Consider the following 25,874-nt stretch of genomic DNA (forward strand, 5'->3'; position numbering starts at 1 on the left):
CTATTGTCATCATTTTCTATAAGGCAGTCTTAGATACGATTGACCGGCAAACTTTTAATCAACTGTTCGCCAACCTTCTTTTATACGATTGGCATTATGACGAAGATTTAGGAGTACAAACAAAAACCGGGAACGACTACATTCCCGGCGATTGTCTATATTTTAAAAATCCTGATGTCGATCCAGAAATGCCTCAATGGCAAGGAGAAAACACCATTTACTTAGGAGACGACCTTTATTATGGGCATGGGATCGGAATCAAAACAAAGGATGAAATTATTTCAGCACTCAATAAACGGCGAAAAAAAGCAGCGAAAAAGTCAGCTTACTTATTAGAACAAACAACAAGAGTAGATTTTAAATATTTAAGTAGGTTTGCAAATAGCGAGCAGCGCATAGCTTTGCCATTCGATCCAAGCCGTCTGTTCATTGGGAAAATCGGTTCATCCACTTTCTTGAATTTGTAATGTTTTTTTTCGATTTTCACTCCATAAATATGTGCCGATGCCCAATAAAATTAAGGAACCGCCAATCCATTGCGATTGCTGGATCATTTCTCCAAGTAAAAAATAGGCTAAAATAGCTGCACCAACAGGTTCAAATAAAATTCCCATTGAAATGGTCGCAGCACTTACCCATTTTACCGACCAATTCATTAACGAATGGCCCAGCAAAGTAGGGATGATAGCAAGTAAAATAAAACAAAGCCAATCTGTTTTTTTATAAGAAAATAGAGGATAGCGAAAGCAAAGCACATAGAGCAGCAGGGTGAGAGAGCTGATTCCATACACAACATATGTATAGATCGTCAGCGATAGTCTTTTTCGTAAATCCTGTCCAAACAGCCAGTATCCTGTAATCATCATGCAAGCAAGCAAGGCTAGCATATCACCGAATAGCGCCTGTCCGCTTATTCGAAAATCTCCCCAGCTAATGATGGTGCTTCCAACAATCGCAAGCAAGCCGCTTAACAACGCGCCAATCGTCAATCTTTCCTTAAAAAACACGTAGCCTCCAGCGAATGCAAACAATGGTTGCAGCGTCACAAGCACAACAGAGCTTGTTACCGACGTATAGTTTAAAGATTCAAACCAGAGAATAAAGTGAAAAGCTAACAATACACCAGAGATAGCAGAAAACCACCAATCTCTTTTCGAAATTTTCAATAGTTCACGCCAAGCCGGGAGAAACATCGGAGTCATCAGTAAAACTGTGAAAAAAAGACGGTAAAAAGCGATTACAGCTGCAGGAGCGTGCGCCCATTTTACTAAGATGGCCGATGTTGATATCGAGAGCGCACCGATAAAAAGAGCGAGATACGGCTTAAATAAATTTTGTGATTGCATCATCCATCCCTCGTTCAACGTTTTATAATTTATAATGATTATAACATTGACTGAAGAAGAAAAGGTGATAAAATATGGATTTTCATCTTTTTATGAAGCTAGGAATATCAACAGTATTAGGCCTTGTGATCGGCATCGAGAGAGAATTAAAGCGAAAGCCGGTGGGATTAAAGACATGTTTAGTCATTTCCATTGTGAGCTGCTTATTAACGATTGTTTCTATTGAGTCGGCATATGTATTTCCTTTAAAAAACCGCATGGCCATGGACCCGCTTCGTCTTGCTGCGCAAATTGTATCCGGCATTGGTTTTTTAGGAGCAGGCGTCATTTTGCGACGGGGGAACGACAGCATTTCAGGTCTGACAACGGCTGCTCTTATTTGGGGAGCAGCCGGAATCGGCATTGCCGTTGGGGCGGGATTTTACTGGGAAGCTATTTTAAGCGTGGGATTACTTATTTTAAGCGTAGAACTCATTCCTCTTCTCACCTCTTTTTTCGGCCCAAAGCAGCTGCGAGAAAAAGAGTTTGTTTTACAAATTACTATTTCTAATAACGATCATATTGATGATGTGATTTCTGCCATTAACCAGCAAATCATTGATATAAAAACGGTTCGAATTAAAGATTTTGATGATCATCATCATCTTATTAGACTAAAAGTAGCTGTCGATCAGAAAAAATCAATAACGGATGTCTATTATTCGCTTCGCAGCATCTCATCCATTGTTCATATTGATATTGAAAGTGGTTAATGGTGGACAATCCAAGAATGCAATGATCCATTATTTTACTAAAAATATGGAATAATTGAGCTAGACACAAGCGTTTCTGCCAGATGCATGCCCAGTCGGCAAGCGAATGGCTTGCCGACTATGGCAGAAAAGCGAGGAATCAAGCGATGCCAATTGTTTTTTATTGAATCATCAACACACCTGACATTCCATTAAAGTGATATCATTACACTTGATTACGCCGCTTAAACGAAAAGGCCGAAAGATTCACTCGACTCTTTATAAATTGAGATCGTGATTTTACTGAGGAATACTTACTCTATCTTAAACTTTGCAATCATCTCTTGAAGGTGATCAGCTAAACGTTTTAGTTGAATGTTCTGCTCCTTTAAGTAATCAATAGTATGGTTTTGTTGAATAGCAGAAGCAGAAATCTCCTGAATCACCGCTACCCCTTGTTCAGAAATAGCCGCAATTTCCTGAATGGATGTCAAAACCTGATCGGAGGATTGGTATAGATCTTCTGTATTTTTGGCGATAGCATCCATTCCTTTTGTTAACTGCTCTACGGATTCATAAATCGCATGAAATAGTCGGCCATTATCTTCAGCAATCTCCACCCCTTTTACAATATCTTCAAAATCTTGCTGATTTAGCTGAAGCACCACTTTAGCCTGTTCGTTCATTTCCTCTATCGCTTGAGAAATGACTTGAATGGATTCGTCGGTTTGATGGGCCAGCTTCTGAACTTCTTGAGCTACGACCGAAAATCCTCTCCCTGCATCTCCAGCGCGGGCTGCTTCGATGGAAGCATTTAAAGCCAGCAAATGAATCTGCGATGAAATCTCTTGAATCATTTGAATAATGTGGTTAATCTGTTTTAGTTTTTCCCCAAGATCAGACAGATTTTGTTTACTCGTTATTCCATTTTGTTTAATTTTACTCATTTGTTCTGTAATCATTTGTACTTGAATGTTCCCTTTTTCCGCCTGCTCTCGTGCCTGACCTGTAAGGTTTTTAATCCATTTTGTTTGCTCGTCGACATTAGAAATAGACATCGACATTTCAGAAATCATATGAGAAATGCGATCAATATGATGCGCTCTTTCCTCTGATCCTTTTGCTTCTTCATTTGTGCTGACAGCAATTTGCTGCGATGCTTGAGACAATTCGGCAAAGGACCCCAAAAGAATTTCACTGCTTCCATGGATGGTTTGTGAATTATCGCTTACTTGCTGAATGATATGGCTTAAATTTTTTCTCATTTCTTCAAAACTGGCTGCTAAAATGCCGATCTCATCTTCTCGTTTCATCTTGATCGGCTGGCTAAGATCCCCATTAGAGAGACGCTTTGTGTACTGTACTAATTGTTTTAAAGGCTTGTCTATTCGATTTCCGATGAATAGCGCCAGTATGATGCCAGCTGCAATCATCACCGCAGTTAAAATGATCGAAAAGGTCCATATCCAATGCTCGAGTTGCTTAATAAACTTAGCACTCATGTCCACGCCAATGATCGCATCCGTTCCCCGCACCGGCATAAAAAAGGATTTATGGACTCCCCACTTATCTTGGTAAATGCTGCTTAAAATCTGTTCTTTTTGTTCATATGATTGTTTTTGTTCCTCTGTAAACGGAGACTCCACCATAAATTCGTCGCTGTCATTTAAAGCGACAATGACATCTCGCCCATTATGTCTCGCCAATACATATACATACTCAATTCCGTTTTTATTTTTAATAAATGAGTCAAGCTCTTGTTTAAGCTCCTCCCCATATTTCTCTGGAAAGGCAATAACATTTTGAATAAGAGTTGGATCAAGTTTTTCCGCCAATGTTTCACCATTTTCAGTTAAGCGCTCATCAAACTGTGGAATTACATGATCTTGGATAATGTAACTAGACACATAATAAACAAAGCCAAATGCAACGACGGAAAATAGAATAAAAGGCAAGATAAAACTTATAATAAGCTGAGATCGAATCGATTTTCTCCAAAGCATCTTTTTCATTCTTTAGCCCCTTCTCCCGAATATTGAAGTTCCTTTCTGTGGATAAATGCTTGTAAATCGAGCCGCAGCAACCGATAAAGCTCGTCCATTGTTTTGCTTTTAAAAAATACGATCGCAAAAGTTCGGTCATTTGCTGCTTGTATCGGCCGGTATTCTAAGATGTGGTCAAACTGTTTTTGAAATAATGGGTGATTAATGGATTGAATCAAGCTTTGAGAAATATGCATAGGAATTTCGGCGCAAAGGAAGCTATAGATGTGATCGTCCATATGTTGAAGCGTTCTGTTCCAGTCCGGGCATGTTCCTCGGAAATAGTGTTCATATACATTGCATCCATAAGCATAGAATCCGAGATCTGTTGTACCTGCTCCAGCAAACCGAAGCGGGTTCACTTCAATCGGAATTATGCTGTCATTGTTTTTTCTAATTTCAAAATGAATAGGAAAGTTTTTTAATGGATAAATTTCTTGAAACTGATGCATAAACGCAAGAATGTCATCGTAAATCTCGGCAATCACCTGCTTGGATGTATAATAAATCCGGTCTGATGTATCATATTCATCTTTAAACAATCGTTTAAAAACATTTAAAATCACCGGATGACCGCTGTGGTCATAATAGCCATCAATCGCGTATTCTTCTCCAAAAATCCATTTTTCAATTAAAATACTTTCTCCATCAATAACACTTTGATACATATTCTCCGCTACAAACAGTTCTGTTTCTAACTGCCGCAACGCCGCTTCCCATTCATTTGCGCTTTTTACTTTATATACGCCTACGCTTGAGTACCCTTTGCTGGGCTTTATGACAACAGGAAAAGGGATCTCATCAATCGAATGGCTGTACAGCTCATTCCTATCCGCAACTTTGTAAAAATAATCTGGATACATTTTTTTCAAAGCAGAACGAAAAAGCCCTTTGTCTTTTAACTGTTTGGACCAACGGTTTTGCACGCTATCTGGGGCATATGATTCAAGCAATTTTAAACAGCTTTCTGAATTCGTTAATAGTTTTGTTTGCTCATTCATGAGCCCAAAAAATTCTGTCTCGTCTAATGTCTTTAAGCCATTTAAAGAATTCGATGGATTCCCCTGAACCAAAACAGGGATATCCAATTCTTGCAATGATGCAAGCAAAATCGGTGAAATAATTTGATCATTGATAAGAATCATCTTGATGCACCTTTCTAATAAATAAAAATTAGTACTATAGAAGCACGCTCGTCCATGCTACATCCATGTCTTATCATGTTACTCTAACTGTACAAAAACATTAGGTTGACTATACCGCAATGAAACCAAAGCACTACTCCTTTCACTATTATTTTAGTAAACTATTTCTAACATTTTCTTTATCGTCAGGACTGGAGTAATTTTTAACATATTCCACTGTTATTACTCTATTGTGTAAATTGGCTCATTTCAGAAAGTATTTAACTTTTTCCAATAAACTTTCCTCATTAGGAAATTTGTTCAGGGAATTTCGGTTGTTTATGTCTTCTTTCTCTTTATTTAAAGCGATCATCTATCGAGCAATACAATCAAACTAATTGTCCTTCGTGCTGTAATAATTATGATGAATGGACCGTATTAAAACTCACGATCGGGAGGCAAATCGGCTCGCCGGCTTCAGATGAAAAGCGAGGAATCCGGTATTGTTCATTGGTTTTTATTGGATGATCAACACGCCTGATCGTTAGCTGCAATGAGGCACAGTCCATTTAACACTATGAACATATTGAAAAATAAAGGCCAAATCATTCCCATCTCTATCCAACTTTAATGACCACTTTCTCAATACCCATTTGTCGTTTTGTATAATACAATTTTTATCGTATATAATCCAATTTTACAAAGGAGGAAATTTATGAAAAAGAAAGCTACTTTTATTTTAGCAGCAGGTTTAACGTTTAGTGCCCTTCTTCCATCATCGTATGCGGCCGTACAATCTCCCGCAGCACAAAAGCATGCCCACCAGAAAATGCAAATCCTCCAAGAAAACTGGGATGCGAAAAACGGTGCTCCAGAATTTCTATCCGGAAAGCTATCTTCACAGTCTTTTAAAAGCGAAAAAACGATCCGGGAATTTTTGAAAAACAATCAAGAAATTTATCAGATCAATCCTGACACAGAGCTTACATTAGTCGATGTGAAGACCGATGAATTAGGCATGACCCACTATAAATATGTTCAGTCACTCAATGGCGTTCCGATAGATGGCGGAGAATTTTTAGTCCATACGGATAAAAACGGGATTGTCAAAGCCACGAACGGAAAGCTCCGTCCTAGCGCTTCGGACAAATTTAAAAACAAAACAGCCGCTAAAATTTCGGATAAAGAAGCCATTGACTTGGCTTGGAAGCACATTAATGTAACGAAACAAGAAACCGAGGTCAAAGAGGATAACGCACCTTTAAAAGAAAAAGCGGATGTCGCCAATACGGTGGAAAAAAGCAAACTAGTTGTTTACGAGAAGGATGGAAACTACTATTTGACCCACAAAGTAGAATTGCAATTTATTTATCCGTATCCGGCCAATTGGAAAATTTACGTTGATGCAAATAACGGCAAAATTGTCGATGCCTACAACGCTGTAGCCGAAGAGGCAACAAGCGGCTATGGCTACGGAGTATTGGGAGATTATAAACGTCTTAACACTTATTATTCTAACGGCACCTATTATTTATACGATGTGACAAAGCCGATGTCAGGGGTCATCGAAACACGCACGGCGCAAAATGGCACGAGCTTGCCTGGCTCCTACTCTGTTGACAGCGATAATGCATGGACTGCTTCTTCACAACGTGCTGATGTAGATGCCCATTATTATGCAGGAGTCGTCTACGACTATTACAAAAACACGCATAATCGCAATAGCTTTGATAACAACGGAGCAACGATTCGCTCAACGGTTCACTATAGCAATAGATATAACAACGCATTTTGGAACGGAGTACAGATGGTTTATGGAGACGGGGACGGAACGACGTTCGCTCCTTTATCAGGCGGACTCGATGTTGTCGCACATGAGTTAACACATGCTGTCACTGATCGAACAGCAGGGCTCGAATATCGCAACCAATCAGGCGCATTAAATGAATCAATGTCAGATGTTTTCGCTTGCTTTGTAGATTCAAATGATTACTTAATCGGAGAAGACGTCTATACACCTAACGTTTCCGGCGATGCTTTAAGAAGCCTTTCTAATCCTCAAGCATACGGACAGCCAGCTCACATGAACGACTATGTATACACCTCTTCAGATAATGGCGGAGTGCATACAAATAGCGGTATTCCAAATAAAGCTGCCTATTTGACGATTACTGCAATTGGCAAGGAAAAAGCAGAAAAAATTTATTATCGAGCATTAACTGTCTATTTAACTCCAACAAGCAATTTCAGCAATGCTCGAGCCGCTTTATTACAAGCTGCTGCTGATTTGTACGGATCCGGCAGTTCAACATATAATGCGGTGGCCAACGCTTGGAACCAAGTAGGAGTATATTAAACCTCCTCCAAATAGAGCCAAAGCCAAAAGAATATGATTTCTTTTGGCTTTGGCCTTCTTTCATCTATCGAATGATGCAACCCGCTTCACAAGCAGAATCTCATTTTTTCGACGGTCAGAGGCTAATCAAGGTACCGTTCGCTTGAAGGGCGGAAATCTACTTAGCAAATGTATGATGACATGTTTTGGTCAGTGTTTCGGCAAAAATTCCTCAATGATATGGCTGTCTCCACCATGAATCTGATTGGAAGCTAACAACTCTTTTTCCGTTAATAATTGAAATCCATACCTTTGCAGCTCGCGTTTTTGAATTTCAGACAACTGCTCATAAGACACAATAGCCGGTGTCCCCGACGATTTATAAATTAGGTTTTTCGTGACTGGACATTGGAATACATCAGCGACAAATCCTTCTCCATCTTGGATCGTAAATAGACGAATCGGCATTACATTCATACTTTCTCCCTCTTTTCACTGTTTGTTGGCCTTTATAAGTACTGACGATTTATCTATTATATTTCCCACCAACCGACTGTCTATACGATGCGTTTTCCTACAATGATAAGATCTCGCTCCACGCCATCTAATTCCGCAACTTTCGGAAAATGCCCCCATGTAGTAAAGCCAAAATGAGAGAAAAGACGCAAGCTTGGTTCGTTATGGGCAAAAATAAATCCGAGTAGCGTTTTAATATTCAGCCTTGGGCATTCATCAATGGCGGCTTGTAACAATTGCTTTCCCATTCCTTGTCCGCGATATTGTTCAGAAATATAGATGCTGATTTCCGCTGTATGCTGATAAGCAGACCGTCCATAAAAAGACTGAAAGCTGAGCCATGCACATATTTGCCCCTCTTTCTCAACGACCCATAGCGGCCGGGTGTCAGCAGAATGTTCCCAAAACCAGCTTTCTCTGCTCTCTACCGTTATCGGTTCTAAATCTGCTGTGACCATTCTTGAGGGAATGGTTTCGTTATATATACGAACAATCGCCGAAAGATCCTCATAACGAGCATCCCTAATAATCAATGATTCCTGCATACTTCCCATTCCTCCTTAAGCATTTTATTTGCAAAAATACATAAAAAGGGAGCATACTTAAATATTATTTAAAGCGAGTGACTGAATCTTCCAGAAGCGCTGATTTTACTTCTTAATAAAACATGAAAGGAGGAAGCAGATGAATAAGACACTGATCGTGTATTTAGTGTCGCTTGCTGCATTTCTTGGTCCATTTACACAAACGATCTACACACCTATTTTACCAGAAGTCACAAAAGATTTTGGCACATCTTCATTTTTGGTGAATTTGACAATCTCCATTTTTACTTTGTTTTTAGCACTCATGCAGATCGTTTATGGACCTCTTACAGATACAAAGGGGCGAAGAAAGGTTCTTTTATTTGGTATTTTTATTTATGTACTAGCATCTCTTGGCTGTTTCTTTTCACATTCCATTTCTATCTTGCTCGTCTTTCGCGCTCTGCAAGCCATTGGAATTGCGGCTGGCTCCGTCGTTGCTGCTACGGTGATCGGCGATTTATTTGAAGGGAAAGCAAGAGGAAAAGCGATGGGAACGTTTCAAATGATGGTTTCGCTTGGCCCGGTCGCAGGGCCGATCGCTGGAGGCTTTATTGGGGGAAGCTTTAACTTTCATACCGTCTTTCTTGTCCTTGTATTCGTAGGCGCTGTTATTTTCCTGTTCAATTTTATTTTTTTAAAAGAAACTAAAACGGAAACAGGCTCTACAGAACGCTTCCAGCCACGGGATTTTGTTTTTATTTTAAAAAATCACACGGGCGCGTCCATCATTTTATTGGGCTTTACGCAATACTATGCGCTATATAACTTTTTAGTATTTTTGCCAAACATTTTGAACGACCGATACGCGCTTCCAGCAGAACAAAAGGGAATCGTGTTTCTATGCATGTCTTTGTTTATTGTCGTGGGCAGCTTCGTCGGCGGAAGGATACAAGGACGCTTCCCAAGCCGAAATGTGATTGTCACGACCGCCTATTTAAATGTGTTGGCCGTGTTCTTATTTCTTTTAGTTTCACATATAGCGCTCCCATTACTGATTGTTTCCATCATGCTATTTGGATTCTTCCTAGGAACCTCTTTGCCTGTACAAACAACTCTTCTTACGCAAATATTTCATTCCAACCGATCTACTGCTATTGGGGTCTATAATTTTTTCCGATATATTGGAATGGCGTGCGGACCTATAATCGGGAGCTGGCTTCTTAAAATCGGCGGATATGATACGATCTATGGATTTGTTGATGTGCTGTTTCTCTGCTGCTCGTTAATACTTATGAAGCAATTTGGCAAAGCAGCCTATAAGCCGCAATAATCCAACGTTTCTAGTGGTCATTTAGGGAAGGACGTTCGAACAAGATTTGTCCTTTCCCCCATTGAACCATATCGCTTTTCGTGGCCAACAAACTCGTAGGTTGAAAACATATTATAAGACTCTTCCGTTGAAAAATGAAGAAATTAAGGTAGCTGGAGCATCATGGATATGAGGCCTTGCTGTTTCGGCAGCCGGGTGTAAGACTGAAAGCAACGTTCTCAAACCTTCGTCACACAGATGCGTGACGAAGGCAAATTCACAAATTCGTTTCCGGTCGCCGCTCTTCCAAAGATCGTTCGTCTCTTTTTTACTAGCGTTGATATAGCGTGAACGGATGCTCCGGCTAACATATCGCCCCATTTCTGCCCTATAATCTAAACTTCCAAAAATCAAAAGCCCTTTCTCCTCCGCGTCTGATCGTTTTGCCCAGGTGGTAATGGATAAGATGGAAGAGAAAAAATACGAAGCACAGCTTGTTAGGGGGTTGGAGGCATGTAGAGATGATGGGCAACTAGGCTGAAAGATTCACTGTCCATGATTTTTTATTCCTCATCCCGTTCTCATGTTGCTACCATTTTGTTTTAAAAGAAGGAGCCATTGCTTGAAGCCACCCAAGCAGTTCACGCTCCTTTTGCCAAAAAGCAAGATGTTCTTTTGCATATATGACAGCTTCATTTTCATCGCCAAGACTATAAAACGAAGGAGAATTTGTTGGAGGCCGCTTCTTTTTCAATACATAATCCATCACATACTCATTTGTTTGCCAAGCTTGCTCTAACAATTCCTCCATCTCTTCATGAAGACCGTATCTCAAGTACGCTAAAAGCAAGCGATTATAGCTGATGAAGGCAGTGGGCTCATCATACTGCTCTATCAGTTCTTCTGCTTTTTCGTATTTTTCCGTTTCTAAATAAGCAGGCAACAGCACATAGCGAGTTCCTTGATTGTCGTTAAAATCTAATTGAAGCAGCTGCTCATACTGCTTAATCGCTTTTTCTTTTTCTCCGAGCAGCCAAAGTGCCTGTGCGTACTTTTCTTTTGCTCTCATATATGATCTTGTTTCCGTTATCATCCAGAAATGACCTTTATAGTCACGGAAGAAGCTCTTTCCAAGCTCCTTTTCTCCCGCTTCCATTCCTTTTTGATAATAGGTCACCGCTTCCTTCAATGTCGTTGCTTCGTCACCTAAAATATTATAAGCAGCTGCACTATTCGGGTACAAACGCAAAGCTTGATGCACAAGCTCCTTTCGCCTTTTTGGATTTACTTCGTGAAATGCTTGATCAAGCAATTCTTGTGCTTGTTCTCTCAACGATTCGCTCTTTTTATTAGTAAGCATCGATTGAACAAACAAGTGTCCTTCTTGAGCTGCTGAATCGTTTGGTTTCTGTATGAGACGACGAATATTATGCCTGTTTGGTTCAGTCGTGATTTGCGAATGGGGAATGAACTCTGGGGTTAAAATGCGTCCTTCTTCAAAATGATCTATTTTTTTATATATTTGTGCGATAAACTCTGCCATAGACTCTTCCATTTCGCGATATTTGATAGCCATGCTCCTGCTGGAAATCCTGTAGCATTTTGCGATCTCTTTCTGTGTTGCCGCTTGGTACGGAATCACAATGACAAGAGTTAAATAATGGATAGCAGCTGCATACAGCTCCGGCTTTTGAATAAAAGGCCGCTCTAAGTCGCAATATACCTTCCATAGCACAATAGCCACATAAATCCAAGGCCCATTTCCATGAATTTCTTCCATTCGCTCCTGCAATACATAGGCCACCTGTTCATAAACTGGTTGCTCCCATTCAAGCGATTCAATTGAAAGATATTTAGAAGATAATTGTAAAAAGCATTCATATAATAGCTCCGGAAAAGATAAGGTAACAAATTCACGGACAGAAACATCTTTTTTTTCATCAAACATCTCCTGAAGGAGTTCAATGACTGTTTCGGCTACGTGCCTTTCTATTTCTAAACAAGAAATAAAAAAAGAATAGGCTGGACCAGAGGATACAAGGGTTCCGATAAGCAAATGGCCCTCTTTTATTTCTGGTTTATCGAAGGCAATACGTTTTTGTTTTTGGGTAAAAATATCTTCAGCGATCACAAAGCTGAGGGATTCTCGTTCGATGACGCGCACAAACGAAGGGAACTCACGACCCCAAGTGTGGAGAAGTTTGCGGATAGTTGGGCTCTTAATCTGTGAAGCGCATGTTTGGATATAATGTTCAATAATCGTTTTTCTGTTCACCAACGGTTGGCAGAATATCGCCCATAAAGTGGTATAAAATACAAACAGTTCGTCCCATTCATCATCTAGTAAATGGTTCGTTCTTCGCGCAATAAATTCACCCAGTTCCTTTTTATGTTTTGTCAAGGCATAATGGAGCAAATCGCGCTGGACCTGCATAACCTCCTGCATGATGAATTCATTCATCGATATTACCTCTCGCTGCTTGCCACAACATTTTTGATATTTTTTTCCACTTCCACAAGGACAAAGATCATTTTTCCCTGCTTTCTCCATCCATCTTCACCTCTTTCTTATTGTTTATGATCATATATTTTTGACCACCTTGCTAGAAAATCCTCTATATTCACCTTAATATTTCTTAATATTTCGACATATAATCCTCTCGATCTCCACTCCGTTAAGAGATGGGATCTCGGTGGATGATGTTAAAACAATGAAAATTATATGATCTGTCTGTTATGGTCGATTGATAAAGGAGTTTAAAAAAATAAAAGCAGCCTTTATTGCAAAAAATTTAAAAACGCCTTATTCAGGCGTTTTCTTCTTCCAGCTCTTCGACTGGCACTTCTCTCGTTTCTTGAAGCAGACCGTCACGCATATGTACCTTGGCTGTTCCAGCTTTCTCATTGTAATCGTCAATCCAGACAGGCACACCATTGTAATAAACAGAAACATCAGCAGGTGAAGAAATAATTTGCTTAACACGGTTCATATCCATGAAAGCATCCTCCTTGCATTGGTTAATAGCAGTAGTAGTGTTGGCAATTGAAGAAGATCTATGCAAGAAAAACATGATTTTGTGCAAAATATCCATATCTATAAAAATGCAGAGGGCTGCGGAAAATCGAAAGCTAAAGGCAAAGCCACGGACTTTTTCTTGCGTTATGTGACCATCACATGGCAACAAGCCAAACAACGTCGCCTCCAGCCCCATTCATGGATCTATAAGCGATTGGTTATTCAGCGACCCAACCATTGAACCATGCAAGCCTTATCTCATACCAAAAGCGAAGTGGTGAATCTGCATCTATATGCCTAAATGAAGGAGGAAACGATGAAATACGCTTATTTTCGTCTCCCTATATTTGTCCGCATGCTGCTTGTAGGATTCAGCTTTATTCTTTTATTCGGAGGTCTGATTCATGCCGCAGAGCCGAATACATATCGAACGTTATTTGATGGCATATGGTGGGCCATTGTAACGGCCGCAACCGTCGGCTATGGAGATTTTGTTCCCAAAACGATGCTTGGCAAATTTCTTGGCATTGCGCTTATTTTATTTGGTACAGGCTTTATTTCGGCCTATTTTGCAGCGCTATCTGCTTCCGCCATATCCAGAGAAAATGCTCTCTTGCATGGAAACGTTGCTTATACAAAAGAGGGGCATGTTGTTGTCGTCGGCTGGAACGAACGAGTACGCGAGCTGCTCAAGCAGTTAACAGCCGCTCACCCGTCCTTTACTTTTGTTATTGTAGATGCAACACTAGACGTTCTTCCGGTTTCTTATAACCAAGTCCACTTTATTAAAGGAAATCCGACCTATGATTCGATCTTACAAAAAGCGAACGTAGCAAAGGCAAAGATGATTGTTATCACAGCCGACCAGCATAAAAATGAATTGGATGCCGATATGGCATCAATTTTAACTTTATTGTCAGCCAAAGGAATCAATCCAGACATTTATGCCATCATTGAAATTTTGACGACGCAGCAAGTCAACAATGCCAAACTAGCAGGTGCAGATGAAATTATTCAAACGAACCAGCTCTCAAGCTTTTCGATCATCAACAGCCTTCAGTCTCCGGGCATTTCGCCGCTAATTGAACAGTTATTGTATCGACTTGGGGAAAACTGTTTTCAATTTCTTGATCCACCTGATGAGCTGGTTGGACAGACAATGGCTGAAAGCAGCCGCATTTTGCTTAATCAACAAATTCTGTTGATTGGAATTATCAGAGAGGGAGTGCCATTTATGAATCCCTCCCCCCTTTTTACCATTCAACAAAGCGATCGGCTTTTTGTGCTTAAGCATCACTGAAGCAAATGATTTTCCAGCTCCTTCACAAGTATTTTGCCTATATTGATATATTTTTCTGGAATTTGAGCGTCTGGGTCTTGTGGCTCTGCAAATTGATTAAATGATGCGCTCAAATTTCCGATATGGGCATGATCATCCACGCCAATTTGGTATTTGTGTGATAATAAATAGGGGCGCCCTAGTTTGACGGTTGTCCCATTGGAGTCAAGCTGCCCATCAACGGCTTCAAATGGGACACGCAAAAATTGATAGCCCACTTCGTCGTCAATTTTATAATCGAATGAACCATGGTCGTAATCCCAATTGCCACCAATAACATAGCCGAGCGGTTTAAGCTCCTGTTCAAGCTTATATAAGCGAAATGTTTTGCCTTCTAATGCGGAAGGAATTTCAATCATGACAAATGACCTCCTTTTTTAAATAGATTGCCCTAATTGTCATGATCTTAAAATATATACACACAACTTAACATGTTAACATTTGCTTTTTTCTACTTAACAACGCCGCGTTACAGAAGCAAGAATAGGTCTAAAAGCGGCGTTGCTTCAACCGTAGCATGCTTGTTTGATCTTTAGGTGATATTTTTATACTAAAAAGGCATGCCGTTTCCTCTATTGTTCCATAGCTTGTGAACTACCCACCACTTATCAATCTTGCGGTTTGATTGAAGTGGGGGCTTCTCGGGTAGTCCTATCTAACGATAGGAAATGGACCGAGCGAACCCTCTTGTTCCAAGAGTTGTTGTTTTTTATGCGAACGCTACTAAGCGTAATCCTTCATTTTTGATATTGATCGCAGAATTGTGATCGCGATCCAATACTAAACCACAAGAACATTGGTACACACGTTCAGATAACGGCATTTCTTTTTCTTTGCCACAACAAGAACACTTTTTTGTCGAAGGAAACCATTTATCGATTTTGATCAGTTGTTTTCCTTGCTCTTTTAGTTTGTATTCTAAGAATCTTGTGAACATCCCCCACCCGTTATCATGAACGCTTTTTCCAAAATGAAGGGCTTGAGACATACTTTTCATGTCTAAGTCTTCGATGACTACAGCGTCATAAGTGATTGCTAATTCTTTTGACTTGTGATGAAGAAAATTCATGCGTTGGTTTGCTATTTTTTCATGTAATTGAGCCACTTTTAAGCGTTGTTGTTCCCATCGTGAAGAACCTTTCTTTCTACGGGAAAGAATTCGCCCTGCTTTGGCCAGTTTGTCTAACGCTTGTCGATAGTAACGTGGGTAATTGGCTTTCTCACCCCGTTCGCTCTCGACATATAGACCGTCCATGGCAAAATCTAAACCGACCACTTTTTGAATCTTGACAGGTTCCATTTTCTTTTCATATTCGGTCAAAATCGAAATATAGTATTGGCCCGACTTTGTTTTAGAAATGGTGCAAGATTTGATTTTATACTCGGCGGGGATTTCTCGATGTTGCTTCATTTTGATCGGTTTTTTGAACTTGGGCAATTGGATATGACCATTTTCCAACTTAATATTGCCGTTGACCATGTTGGTTGTGTAAGATTGCTTATGCTTTTTACTTTTGAATTTCGGAAATTCCGTCCGACCTTTGAAAAAGTTTTTATAGGCATTTTGCAGGTTGATTTGCGCGTTTGCCAAAGCTAATGAGTCCACTTCTTTGAGAAACGGAAATTCTTCTTTATATTTGGCGGGTGTTGGCCACTTTTGCTTTTTAAGCCGTTCTTTATCGTTTTTGAATTTTTCATATCGTTCTTTGCGTTCGGCGAGCATTTGATTGTAGACAAACCGCACACAACCAAACGTTTTCTCTAATAACTCTTTCTGTTCTTCATGGGGGTATAGGCGAAACTTGAACGCTTTGTGTTGATGGGTCATATCAAATCAACTCACTTTTTGCCTTGATTCTCAATATACTTCCTTATGACATCTATTGGAGCACCGCCTGTTGTAAGCATACAAAAGCTTCTTGACCAAAACATTTCTTTCCACAGTTTTGTTCTGATATGAGGAAAATTTTTCTTTATCAGTCGAGAACTTGCGCTTTTATAGGCATTGATAAACTTTGACAATTCGGAATTAGGATGGGCTTTGAATAGAACGTGAACATGATCGTTGTCATGATTCCATTCTGTCAAAGTAATGTTGTATTTGCTTCCAATCTCAATAAACATATTTTTTGCAAAATCAGATATTTCATCAGTGAATACTTCTCTGCGGTACTTCACGACTAATACAAGATGGTAATGTAACGAGAACACTGAATGATTATTACTATCTAATTTCATTGATATATCAATCCTTTTATCTTTATAAGACTGATTATATCAAAACCTTTGGTTATCGCCAACCGAAATTCATCTCCCGCCTACTCACGGGGCTGTGCCCTTCACGTTCCTTGAGGCGGGAGACTTCTTTCAGAAATTACGTTAAATATCTTCTTGGCAGCCGAACGTGGAATAATTCCCCGTTTTTCAGAAATTCTGTTTCAGCAAATTTCATGAGTCGCAAATCGCCTAATGCGAGGGCTTTGTAGCAAAGATGAAACGGAGAAAGCTTCCCGTTTTCTTTAGCTATCTCTTCCAATAAATAAAGAGCTCTTTCTTTTGAAAAAGCATCTGGCTGGCGCGCTAAATAATGTGCTTTTTCCGCCTTATCAGTTAAATATAAATTTTGGTGCATTCCATTCGTGATTTTAATAAAATCATGCGTCGCATAAAGGGCGTGCTCATAATCCAAAAATCGCTCAGAACTTCCAATTTCCTTAAAATGTTCAATCGCTTTTTCAATATAATAAATACTTTTGTTATAATCGTCATAAACATAGATCTCTGCTAATAAATGCAGCATAGAATTAACAAAAAATGGGAATTTTCTGAAATTTTCTAAATTGATCGTCTCTTGAGCGATTGAAATCGCATCTTGTAAATGCGATTGCTTTGTATAATAAATCGCCATGATTTCTTTGATTCGAATCATATAGGATTCTTTGATATAGCTGTTTTTAATGAATTCCGCTTCGTTAAACGCTTCGGCAGCTACCGGTAAAATGAGTCCGTATGAATGTAAGCTAAGAAAGCTATATAAGGACATAATTTTCACTAAAACAAGAACTTCAGGTACCTCCGCTTCTTTTCCTAAGCGAAATTTCATTTTTTCTAACTCATTGTACAATTGAACAGGAGAAATCTCAGCGTTTTTTTTCTTCAGACAAAGCAAATACAGATCGCTAAAGCAGCTCGGATAAAGCTCAGCCAAGCTAGATACCAGCTCATATAGCCCATTGTTGGCGGCCCATTCAATCGCTTCTCGAACAGCCTCGTCGTTCTTATTATTTAGACAGTAATCGATAATGAACGATGACTGATGATCTGTGTCAAATAAAAGACAACTCATGGACAAAAAATGATGAAAATGCATGGATTGATTTTCCGGAACATATTCGTGAATCTGCTTGTCCAGCATTTGCGTGCATTGCAAAGCAGGATCCTCTTGCTGCGTCCGTTCTTGATTCATTTTTTGCACAAAATTCCCCACTATACTCCTCCTCTGTCAACAGGATTTTTTTCATGTAATAAAATTAGCGAAAGCAGAAGGAACAAAAGCTGGTTCTTTCAATATTCGCTCTTATCTTATTATTATGGCATAAAAAAATTAAACATCCAACAGATATGGATAATTATGGTTTGTTTATTTTTTTGCAATACATTCATTCTCGACTGCATCCTGCAACAAAGGCCAAAAGTATACGAAATAAATCTTTTTCCTACCACATTGCCTGCCTTATTCTCTGCATCCTACCAATGCAGCATTTTCTGTACGTCCTACATATTGTCTCGCTTTTTAGCATAATCCCATATAAAAAAATGCTCATAAGGTACATTATACAGCTGAGCCAGCTCCATTAGCTCCTCCGCCGTAAAAGGCTGCTGGCCGCTTTCTTTGCGATGATAAGGATAGACGGTATTGAACCCTAAAAGCTTTGCAACCTCCCCTTGTGATAAACCTTTTGCTTTTCGACATTCTCTAATTTTGCGAAGATTGACCTTTACCAATGACCCCACCCTCTTTTCTGTTGCATTTTTCGCAATCAACACTTCTTATTATATGTTTCATTTTTCGCAACGTCAAACATTTTCTTTCGTTTTTCGCAATTTTGTTTTGCATTTTTAGCAATTATGATATGATTTTTTTCGAGAAACATAAGGGAGTTATGCGAGTGATGAGTGTACTAGGTTATCGGTTGAAAAAGTTAAGAGAAAAGCATAACCTTACCCAAGAACGGGCTGGGGAAATTTTCGGTCTTACAAAATATCAAATTCATCGCTATGAATCAGGAGCAAGCAATCCCGATCCTGAGACGATTCGAGAATTTGCAGATTATTATGGTGTATCTACTGACTATTTGCTTGGACGCACCGTCAATCCGGACAAGGCAACGGGCGAGGAACATGCTCAGAAGGAAGAACACGATCCGGAGTTAGATGTATTGATCAAAGAGTTGAAAAACGCTCCTAAAGAACAACGGCAGCAACTTCTAAAAATATGGGAGATTATTAAAGGAAAAGGAAATCAAACGAACGAGGAATAATGATAGTTGAGTTTTATTGTTCAAAATAAGAGGCTGTCTCTATCCATATGATCCTTGAGAGGAATGGAGGCGGAGCCTCTTTTTTGTTGGGAGCCGAGGACAGCTGTTGTCTCTAGCATGTTTCAGCTCATAAGCTTCGTTTCCCCAATATCTTTTATCAACTAAGGAGCTTTCCCTTCTATACTCTTGGCTAGAGGCAGGAGGCTTCTAGGTGAGTATTATGGTCAATTCCTTAAACACATCGCAAATCGGGGTCCCTCAACATTGTAAGAGACCCCGATTTTTCTTGCTTTTTATATGTCGCAAAACCTCGTTATTTCAAGCGTTTTTCAAGCTCGGCCTTCTTCTCCTCATAGCCCGGCTTGCCTAAAAGAGCGAACATGTTCACTTTATAAGCTTCTACTCCCGGTTGGTCAAATGGATTCACTCCTAATAAATAGCCGCTCATGGCGCACGCTTTTTCAAAGAAGTAAACGAGGTAGCCGAATGTATATTCATCTAATCGTGGAAGCGTCACGACCAAATTCGGAACTCCTCCGTCAGTATGAGCGAGCAGCGTGCCTTCAAACGCTTTTGTATTAACAAAATCAACCGTTTGCCCCGCTAAATAGTTCAAGCCATCCAGATCGCTGTCTTCGGCTTCAATCGTCAGTTCATGGCGCGGTGTTTCCACTTTAAGAACGGTTTCAAATAAATCGCGACGTCCTTCCTGCACATATTGTCCTAATGAATGGAGATCGGTCGAGAAGTTTGCAGATGCCGGGAAAATGCCTTTTTGATCTTTCCCTTCGCTTTCGCCAAATAATTGCTTCCACCACTCTGCAAAATATTGCAGCGCAGGCTCGTAGTTGATCAGCATTTCGATTGTTTTTCCTTTATTGTAAAGAATATTACGGACAGCCGCATATTGATAAGCCGCATTTTCTTCAAGCTCAGATTTGCTGAAGTCTTCATGCGCTTGTGCTGCCCCTTTCATCATTTCTTCAATGTTAGCACCGCTGACCGCAATTGGAAGCAAACCAACAGCCGTCAAAACGGAATAGCGTCCGCCCACATCATCCGGAATAATAAAGGTTTCGTAGCCTTCTTCTGTCGCCAATGTTTTAAGCGCGCCCCGAGCACGGTCCGTTGTCGCGTAAATGCGTTTACGAGCTTCTTCTTTTCCGTATTTTTCTTCCAGTAGCTTGCGGAAAATACGGAAGGCGATTGCTGGCTCCGTCGTTGTTCCTGACTTGGAAATCACATTAATGGAGAACTCCTTGCCTTCCAGCAAATCCATGACATCTTTCATATAGGTCGAGCTTATGTTATTGCCAACAAAAATAATTTGTGGCGTGCGGCGCTGTTCCTTTGGCAGCACATTATAAAATGAATGCTGGAGCATTTCAATAGCCGCCCGGGCCCCCAAATAAGACCCGCCGATACCAATGACAAGCAATACATCGGAGTCTGCTTGGATTTTAGCAGCTGCTTTTTGAATACGGGAGAACTCTTCGCGATCATAATCAACAGGAAGGTCGATCCATCCTAAAAAATCATTTCCCGCTCCTGTTTTTTCATGCAATGAATGGTGTGCCACCTTCACGGCATCGCGCAAATATGTAAGCTCATGCTCTCCGAAGAAAGATCGTGCTTTCGAGTAATCAAAACGAATATGTGTCATACTCTCGTTCCTCCAAGAGAAAAATATTGTACTTCTTACACTTTAACGAAACAAGCAAGGATAATCAAGCGATCAAAAAAGTTGAAAACGGATTCATTTTGAACATTTTTGTCTTTGACAATAAATCTGTTCAAACAACAAAGATCCTTCTTCTTATTATCAAAAAGCGAACAAATCACCCGCGCAACGAAATGGTCTTTCATAAGAAATAATTGGATTTTAGTTCAAAAAAACATATAATTATGCAAAAAAAAAAGAAAGGATCGCTATCAATGAAGCTAGTTCCTGAATCTTCTCATTTCCAGGATTATCTTGAAGAATTAAATGTGGTGAATTTCTCTCATCCCCTTATCCAGCAAGCTATCTGTGAATTGTTTCATCAAGGGATGCCTGAAATGGAAAAAGCAAAAACAGCCTATGAATTTGTAAGAGATCGCATCGCTCACTCTTGGGACATTCAAAGTTCAAGAATTACATGCAAAGCTTCAGAGGTGCTTTACTATAGGGAAGGAATTTGCTATGCCAAAGCGAATTTATTAGCCGCATTATTGAGATCACAAAAAATTCCAACCGGTTTTTGTTATCAGCGGCTTAGGCTCTTTAATTCTCCAGACCAAGGCTATTGCATTCATGCATTGAATGCCGTATTTCTCCGGGCAATCAATCGCTGGATCCGCTTAGATGCCCGTGGGAACAAGCAAGGCATACATGCGGAATTTTCCCTTGATCAAGAAAAGCTTGCATTTTCTGTCCAACCACAATGGGACGAACAAGATTTTCCCGTCATTTACACTAAACCGAATCCGAAAACAATCGCTGCCCTGCGGGAAAACACAAACGCGCTCGTCATGTATCAATGCCACCTCCCCGAAAATTTATAAAAATACACGTTCAAAATAGGATAGGTAAAACAGGATGCAACAAAAGGAATGCCTTTCCTTTGTCGCATCGCTTCATGCTTTTATCACTAAAGAGAGGCCCGTAAAATCGCCAGCACGTCCTCACGGTTTAAGCTTTTAAAACGGCCAAATTCGCCAAACGCCATCGCTTTATCAGCCATTAATTCAAGCTGTTCATCACCGATGCCATAATCAACTAAACGCGACGGTGCGCCGATGCTTGTCCAGAACTGGCGCAGCTTCTCAATCCCTTCAAGCGCTGTATCCCGATCAGATTTTCCAGTCGAATCAACATCAAAGACGCGAACAGCAAGCTGTTTAAAACGAGCCACATTTTCATCGACAACGTGCTTCATCCAATTTGGAAACAAAATGGCCAGTCCTCCTCCGTGAGGAATGTCGTATACAGCTGATACCGCATGCTCGATATTGTGAGTCGCCCAATCGCCGCGTAATCCCATTTGCAAAAAGCCATTGAGCGCCATCGTTCCGCTGTATAAAATCGTTTCTCGCCATTCATAGTTCTCCAAATCATTGACAAGCTTCGGCGCTGTTTCAATGACTGTTTTTAACACCGCTTCGCACATCCGATCTTGAAGTGGCGTATTAGGAACATGGTGAAAATACTGCTCAAATACATGTGACATCATATCTACTATTCCATAAATCGTATGCTCTTTTGGAACAGTCATCGTGTAGGTTGGATCTAAAATCGAAAATTGCGGAAATACAGCCGGACTGCCCCATCCATACTTTTCCTTTGTCTCCCAATTCGTAATAACAGAGCCTGAGTTCATTTCTGATCCAGTCGCCGCTAACGTCAAGATCGTTCCAAATGGAAGGGCCTCTGTCACAAATGTCTTTTTCGTCACAAAATCCCATGGATCTCCCTCATATTTTGCCGCAGCCGCTATCGCTTTCGTGCAATCAATCACACTGCCGCCGCCAACTGCCAGTAAAAAATCCATGTGCTCCTTCCGGCAAAGCTCTGCTCCTTTGCGAACCGTTGACACACGCGGATTAGGCTCCACTCCGGATAGTTCGAATATCTCCTTCCCCATTTCGGCTAATAACGCCACGACTTCATCGTATAATCCGTTGCGCTTGATGCTACCGCCACCATATACGATGAGTATGTTTTTAGCATCCTTAGGAATTTCTTGTCGCAACTGTTCAATTTGTCCTTTTCCAAAAATTAATTTCGTTGGATTGTGAAAAACAAAATTCTCCATACCTCTTCTCTGGCTCCAAAAATTCCAAACGGCTCCACTGAGCAATCGCCATCTCTCTCCTTATCTATCGACCATGTCCACTAGTCGCTCAGCTATTTAGTGCCAGAATTTACACCTCCTTCTTTTACCATCATTATCGTACGTTTCATTTCCTTATGTAAAATAATTTGCTTTGAAGAAACAACCAGGCATATTTTTGTGCATATTTTTATTCTTGATTATGCAACCTATACTTGAACGATCTAAAAGCAAAAGGAGGAATCCTCAATGAGTGGACTTCAACGCGTTGCGTTATTACTTACAATAATCGGTGCGATTAACTGGGGCTTAATTGGTTTCTTTCAATTTGATTTAGTAGCAGCTATTTTCGGAGGACAAGACTCAGCATTAGCTCGTATCATTTACGGCCTTGTCGGAATCGCTGGATTAATTAATTTAGCGATTTTATTTAAACCAGCCGAAGAGCTTGGACGTACAGAACCCAAAACCTCTCGTACGTAAAACAACAAACATAACACTCACCATTCACAGGGTGAGTGTTTGTTTTTATTAATTGAATGAATCCTCGCACTTCGATTGTTCAATCCATTCTTCTAATTTTCGCTTTAAAGTATTAAATCCTTTGGCTGATTCATTGGCTTTTACAATTTTAACCTTTCGCTTTCTTCCCCTTTTTTCCGCGCCCGAAGTCTCAAGCGCACGTATAGAAAGGCTGGCTCTCTTTGTTTTTTCATCAATGGAAAGCACCTTTACGGTTACTTCATCACCCATTTTGATAAAATCGTGAATATTTTTAACATATTGATGGGAAATTTGCGAAATGTGAATAAGTCCTTGTATATCTTCATCAATGGATACAAACGCGCCATACGGCTGAATTCCCGTCACAATCCCTTTGACGACGCTTCCCACTTTTAATTTTCTCAAAAAAAACAACTCCTATTTGTTGATTTTCAAATATGCAGTTCTAAATTATACCATGATTGAGCAAACGAATCAAAAAATTATAAAAATTTTCTGCACAGTTTTCAACGAATTAGTGAAATGTCCTATCAAGAAGAATAAAACATGATATGATGGAGATACAAAGAATGCAAAGGAGGGTAATAAATTCATGAGTGCGATTGGCGAGAACATCAAAATGTACCGAGAGAGGCGCAACATGAGTCAACAAGAGTTGGCGCTAAAAGTACGTGTGGGGACAGCCACAATTCAAAAATACGAATCTGGAGAGCAAATTCCTGACGTCCCAACCATTCTTAAGCTTTCTACCGTGCTGGATGTTCCAGCTTCAGAGCTCTTAGAAAAAGGGGCAAATAATACCGCTTCGGAAATGGATCCTGAAATTGAGCATTTGATCAAAGAAATAGGATTAAAGCGGGCAAAGCTGATTTTGCGCAAAGCAAAGGAGTTCAGCGAGGAAGACTTTCTCCGTGTCATGCAAATGCTTTATGAAATCAAATACGGAGACCCTCAATAAAAGAGGGCGTTTCCGCCACCTCAAACAGTGGCGGAAACAACAAGCTTCCCGCGTTTACAGCTGAAGCAAAAATCTTCTCATTCGCTTGGTCGCCTCTTGCAGTTGCTCAAGTGATGAGGCATAGGAACAGCGTACATATCCTTCTCCATTCTCCCCAAACACACTGCCAGGGACAACTGCCACTTTTTCCTTTAACAATAGCTGTTCGGCGAATTGCTCCGATGTAAGACCTGTTTCCCGAATGGAAGGGAATGCATAAAATGCTCCACCCGGCATATGACAGCGCAGGCCTATTTCATTTAATGATTGAACAAAATAATTGCGGCGGCGGCGATAGCTTTTGCGCATTTCCTCCACGTCATGTTCACCGTTTTTTAACGCTTCAATGGCTCCATATTGAGCCATTGTCGGTGCGCACATCATCGCATATTGGTGAATTTTCAGCATCGCTTGCATGATTTCCTCAGGAGCAGCTACAAAGCCGAGGCGCCATCCCGTCATCGCGAACCCTTTTGAAAATCCAGACACTAAAATCGTGCGCTCCCGCATTCCTCCCACTGCGGCAAAGCTCGTATAATTCTCGTCATATGTTAGCTCGGCATAAATTTCATCGGAAATGACTAGCAAATCATGCATGTTCGCAATGTGAGCAATCGCGGCCAGCTCTTCTTTGTTCAATACAGTACCAGTCGGATTATTGGGCGAACAAAGGAGGATCGCTTTCGTTCGTTCCGTTAATGCTTGCAAAATTTGTTGGGGACGAAGCTTAAATTCATCTGTTCCCTCTGTCCGAACCGGTATAGGAGTTCCTCCAGCCAACGTCACAAGCGGTCCATAGGAGACAAAGCTTGGTTCAACAATGATGACCTCATCACCCGGATTGATGATCGCCCGCAAAGCCAAGTCCAGCGCTTGGCTCGCTCCAACTGTCACAAGCACTTCACCCTCCGGGCAATATTTCACTTGAAACTTCCGCAGCAAATAAGAGGAAATTTCCTCCCGCAGTTCCATTAGTCCCGCATTGGCCGTATAAGATGTATGCCCTTGTTCCAGCGATAAAATGCACGCTTCTCGCACGTTCCATGAGGTGATGAAATCAGGTTCTCCCACCCCAAGCGAAATAACGCCATCCATGCTTGCAGCCAAGTCAAAAAAACGCCGAATGCCTGATGGCTTTAATCGGCTGACCGTTTCCGATACATATGTTTTGGTTGCCCGCGTCATGGTGACACCACGATACGCCGATCTTGTTCTCCTTGCTCAAACACCGTACCATCGTGTTTATATTTTTTCAAAATAAAATGTGTTGTCGTGGAAATGACTGATTCTAGAGTCGATAATTTCTCTGAAACAAAATGAGCCACCTCCGACATCGAGCGTCCCTCAATAACAACAGATAAATCGTACGCTCCTGACATTAAATACACCGACTTAACCTCTGGAAAGCGATAAATCCGTTCCGCAACTTCGTCGAATCCAACGCCGCGCTTCGGTGTCACTTTGACATCAATCATCGCCGTTACCCCCTCATGCCCATCAATTTTCCTCCAATCAACAATAGCGGCGTATTGAACAATGACTTTTTTCTCCTCAAGCTTTTCTAAAATCGCTGCTGCTTCTTCTGTTGTTAATGAGGCCATCTTTGCCAATGTCTCCAGCGGCAAACGGGCATTTTTTTCGAGTATTTCCACGATTTCCAGTTCTTTTTCCGTCAATTTCATCATGAATCCCCCCTATAGAGAATTTTCACACAATTCATGATCATTTGCACGAA

The 25,874-nt window shown here is 40.5% G+C and carries 26 protein-coding genes and 1 pseudogene (1 of these 27 running past the window's edge); 9 read left to right on the plus strand and 18 right to left on the minus strand.

From position 1 onward, the window contains the following. A protein-coding gene (locus tag B6A27_RS15720; RefSeq protein ID WP_080862609.1) for a protein-glutamine gamma-glutamyltransferase crosses the window boundary here: on the plus strand, positions 1-467 show its 3' portion. The gene continues 355 nt to the left of window position 1, outside the view; the window shows 467 of its 822 coding nt (coding positions 356-822); its start codon lies off the left edge, out of view; it ends in the stop codon at positions 465-467. Here B6A27_RS15720 and B6A27_RS15725 read toward each other — a convergent pair. Further along, a complete protein-coding gene (locus tag B6A27_RS15725; protein WP_080862610.1) occupies positions 444-1,346 on the minus strand; it encodes a DMT family transporter in 903 nt (300 codons plus the stop codon). The two genes, B6A27_RS15720 and B6A27_RS15725, sit on opposite strands and share 24 nt — an antisense overlap. Before the next feature lie 74 nt (positions 1,347-1,420). Between B6A27_RS15725 and B6A27_RS15730 the strand changes: the two genes are divergently transcribed. Further along, the gene (locus tag B6A27_RS15730; protein ID WP_044745071.1) at positions 1,421-2,098 is read left to right on the plus strand and encodes an MgtC/SapB family protein; all 678 of its coding nucleotides are present in this window, start codon (positions 1,421-1,423) and stop codon (positions 2,096-2,098) included. A gap of 293 nt (positions 2,099-2,391) precedes the next feature. Here the strand turns inward: B6A27_RS15730 and B6A27_RS15735 are convergent, their stop codons facing one another. Both B6A27_RS15735 and B6A27_RS15740 read right to left on the minus strand, forming a co-directional pair. Then, positions 2,392-4,089: a methyl-accepting chemotaxis protein gene (locus tag B6A27_RS15735; RefSeq protein WP_080862611.1), complete on the minus strand. Its 1,698-nt coding sequence runs from the start codon at positions 4,087-4,089 to the stop codon at positions 2,392-2,394. Then, positions 4,086-5,264: an ATP-grasp domain-containing protein gene (locus tag B6A27_RS15740; protein WP_066148905.1), complete on the minus strand. Its 1,179-nt coding sequence runs from the start codon at positions 5,262-5,264 to the stop codon at positions 4,086-4,088. Before B6A27_RS15740 ends, B6A27_RS15735 begins: the two co-directional genes overlap by 4 nt. Before the next feature lie 694 nt (positions 5,265-5,958). On the opposite strand from B6A27_RS15740, the gene B6A27_RS15745 reads away from it, so the two are divergent. Further along, positions 5,959-7,599: a M4 family metallopeptidase gene (locus B6A27_RS15745; protein WP_080862612.1), complete on the plus strand. Its 1,641-nt coding sequence runs from the start codon at positions 5,959-5,961 to the stop codon at positions 7,597-7,599. Between the two features lie 189 nt (positions 7,600-7,788). Here B6A27_RS15745 and B6A27_RS15750 read toward each other — a convergent pair whose 3' ends face one another. Both B6A27_RS15750 and B6A27_RS15755 read right to left on the minus strand, forming a co-directional pair. Beyond that, on the minus strand, positions 7,789-8,055 hold the full coding sequence (locus tag B6A27_RS15750) for a hypothetical protein (RefSeq protein ID WP_044745075.1): 267 nt from the start codon (positions 8,053-8,055) through the stop codon (positions 7,789-7,791). 80 nt (positions 8,056-8,135) lie between these two features. Continuing rightward, positions 8,136-8,639, minus strand: a complete 504-nt coding sequence (locus B6A27_RS15755) for a GNAT family N-acetyltransferase (RefSeq protein ID WP_172798661.1) — start codon at positions 8,637-8,639, stop codon at positions 8,136-8,138. A gap of 139 nt (positions 8,640-8,778) precedes the next feature. Between B6A27_RS15755 and B6A27_RS15760 the strand changes: the two genes are divergently transcribed. After that, complete coding sequence (locus B6A27_RS15760; RefSeq protein ID WP_044745076.1) at positions 8,779-9,951, plus strand: MFS transporter; 1,173 nt, start codon at positions 8,779-8,781, stop codon at positions 9,949-9,951. Between the two features lie 568 nt (positions 9,952-10,519). Here the strand turns inward: B6A27_RS15760 and B6A27_RS15770 are convergent. From B6A27_RS15770 to B6A27_RS15775, 3 genes and pseudogenes are all read right to left on the minus strand, one after another. Further along, positions 10,520-12,391 (minus strand): hypothetical protein, encoded by a 1,872-nt coding sequence (locus tag B6A27_RS15770; RefSeq protein WP_201722574.1) that lies wholly within the window; start codon positions 12,389-12,391, stop codon positions 10,520-10,522. 18 nt (positions 12,392-12,409) lie between these two features. Then, positions 12,410-12,481: pseudogene (locus B6A27_RS19445) on the minus strand (SEC-C metal-binding domain-containing protein); the annotation flags it as partial. A 256-nt stretch (positions 12,482-12,737) separates the two neighbouring features. Further along, positions 12,738-12,926 (minus strand): H-type small acid-soluble spore protein, encoded by a 189-nt coding sequence (locus tag B6A27_RS15775; RefSeq protein ID WP_066148897.1) that lies wholly within the window; start codon positions 12,924-12,926, stop codon positions 12,738-12,740. A 336-nt stretch (positions 12,927-13,262) separates the two neighbouring features. Between B6A27_RS15775 and B6A27_RS15785 the strand changes: the two genes are divergently transcribed. Then, positions 13,263-14,246: a potassium channel family protein gene (locus B6A27_RS15785; protein ID WP_231734629.1), complete on the plus strand. Its 984-nt coding sequence runs from the start codon at positions 13,263-13,265 to the stop codon at positions 14,244-14,246. On the opposite strand, the gene B6A27_RS15790 is transcribed toward B6A27_RS15785, so the two are convergent. The 5 genes from B6A27_RS15790 to B6A27_RS15810 form a co-directional block, all read right to left on the minus strand. Continuing rightward, the gene (locus tag B6A27_RS15790; RefSeq protein WP_044745080.1) at positions 14,240-14,644 is read right to left on the minus strand and encodes a YugN-like family protein; all 405 of its coding nucleotides are present in this window, start codon (positions 14,642-14,644) and stop codon (positions 14,240-14,242) included. The two genes, B6A27_RS15785 and B6A27_RS15790, sit on opposite strands and share 7 nt — an antisense overlap. A 350-nt stretch (positions 14,645-14,994) precedes the next feature. Further along, positions 14,995-16,113 (minus strand): RNA-guided endonuclease TnpB family protein, encoded by a 1,119-nt coding sequence (locus B6A27_RS15795; RefSeq protein ID WP_080862614.1) that lies wholly within the window; start codon positions 16,111-16,113, stop codon positions 14,995-14,997. 11 nt (positions 16,114-16,124) lie between these two features. Beyond that, on the minus strand, positions 16,125-16,523 hold the full coding sequence (tnpA, locus tag B6A27_RS15800) for an IS200/IS605 family transposase (protein ID WP_044745562.1): 399 nt from the start codon (positions 16,521-16,523) through the stop codon (positions 16,125-16,127). A gap of 136 nt (positions 16,524-16,659) precedes the next feature. Continuing rightward, positions 16,660-17,772, minus strand: a complete 1,113-nt coding sequence (locus B6A27_RS15805) for an AimR family lysis-lysogeny pheromone receptor (protein ID WP_080862615.1) — start codon at positions 17,770-17,772, stop codon at positions 16,660-16,662. Positions 17,773-18,059: 287 nt separating this feature from the next. Then, the gene (locus tag B6A27_RS15810) at positions 18,060-18,290 is read right to left on the minus strand and encodes a helix-turn-helix domain-containing protein (protein ID WP_044745082.1); all 231 of its coding nucleotides are present in this window, start codon (positions 18,288-18,290) and stop codon (positions 18,060-18,062) included. A gap of 167 nt (positions 18,291-18,457) precedes the next feature. Between B6A27_RS15810 and B6A27_RS15815 the strand changes: the two genes are divergently transcribed. Continuing rightward, positions 18,458-18,826 (plus strand): helix-turn-helix domain-containing protein, encoded by a 369-nt coding sequence (locus tag B6A27_RS15815; RefSeq protein ID WP_236631860.1) that lies wholly within the window; start codon positions 18,458-18,460, stop codon positions 18,824-18,826. Positions 18,827-19,139: 313 nt separating this feature from the next. Here the strand turns inward: B6A27_RS15815 and B6A27_RS15820 are convergent, their stop codons facing one another. Continuing rightward, positions 19,140-20,489: a glucose-6-phosphate isomerase gene (locus B6A27_RS15820; RefSeq protein ID WP_080862618.1), complete on the minus strand. Its 1,350-nt coding sequence runs from the start codon at positions 20,487-20,489 to the stop codon at positions 19,140-19,142. A 272-nt stretch (positions 20,490-20,761) separates the two neighbouring features. Here B6A27_RS15820 and B6A27_RS15830 point away from each other — a divergent pair, with 272 nt between their 5' ends. Further along, positions 20,762-21,370, plus strand: a complete 609-nt coding sequence (locus B6A27_RS15830; protein WP_080862620.1) for a transglutaminase domain-containing protein — start codon at positions 20,762-20,764, stop codon at positions 21,368-21,370. An 86-nt stretch (positions 21,371-21,456) separates the two neighbouring features. On the opposite strand, the gene B6A27_RS15835 is transcribed toward B6A27_RS15830, so the two are convergent. Beyond that, positions 21,457-22,620: an iron-containing alcohol dehydrogenase gene (locus B6A27_RS15835; protein WP_080862621.1), complete on the minus strand. Its 1,164-nt coding sequence runs from the start codon at positions 22,618-22,620 to the stop codon at positions 21,457-21,459. Between the two features lie 267 nt (positions 22,621-22,887). On the opposite strand from B6A27_RS15835, the gene B6A27_RS15840 reads away from it, so the two are divergent. Then, positions 22,888-23,121: a DUF378 domain-containing protein gene (locus B6A27_RS15840; protein ID WP_044745087.1), complete on the plus strand. Its 234-nt coding sequence runs from the start codon at positions 22,888-22,890 to the stop codon at positions 23,119-23,121. A 48-nt stretch (positions 23,122-23,169) separates the two neighbouring features. On the opposite strand, the gene yugI is transcribed toward B6A27_RS15840, so the two are convergent. Continuing rightward, complete coding sequence (yugI, locus tag B6A27_RS15845; RefSeq protein ID WP_066148889.1) at positions 23,170-23,547, minus strand: S1 domain-containing post-transcriptional regulator GSP13; 378 nt, start codon at positions 23,545-23,547, stop codon at positions 23,170-23,172. Between the two features lie 187 nt (positions 23,548-23,734). On the opposite strand from yugI, the gene B6A27_RS15850 reads away from it, so the two are divergent. Beyond that, entirely contained in the window at positions 23,735-24,100 is a 366-nt protein-coding gene (locus B6A27_RS15850) for a helix-turn-helix domain-containing protein (protein ID WP_044745089.1), read from the plus strand. 54 nt (positions 24,101-24,154) lie between these two features. Here B6A27_RS15850 and B6A27_RS15855 read toward each other — a convergent pair whose 3' ends face one another. Then, positions 24,155-25,324 (minus strand): aminotransferase, encoded by a 1,170-nt coding sequence (locus B6A27_RS15855; RefSeq protein ID WP_066148888.1) that lies wholly within the window; start codon positions 25,322-25,324, stop codon positions 24,155-24,157. Continuing rightward, positions 25,321-25,821, minus strand: a complete 501-nt coding sequence (locus B6A27_RS15860) for an Lrp/AsnC family transcriptional regulator (RefSeq protein WP_044745091.1) — start codon at positions 25,819-25,821, stop codon at positions 25,321-25,323. The genes B6A27_RS15855 and B6A27_RS15860 overlap by 4 nt, the downstream gene beginning before the upstream one ends. Positions 25,822-25,874 lie beyond the last annotated feature (53 nt).

Source organism: Anoxybacillus sp. UARK-01 (assembly GCF_002075365.1).
GTDB lineage: Bacteria > Bacillota > Bacilli > Bacillales > Anoxybacillaceae > Anoxybacteroides > Anoxybacteroides rupiense.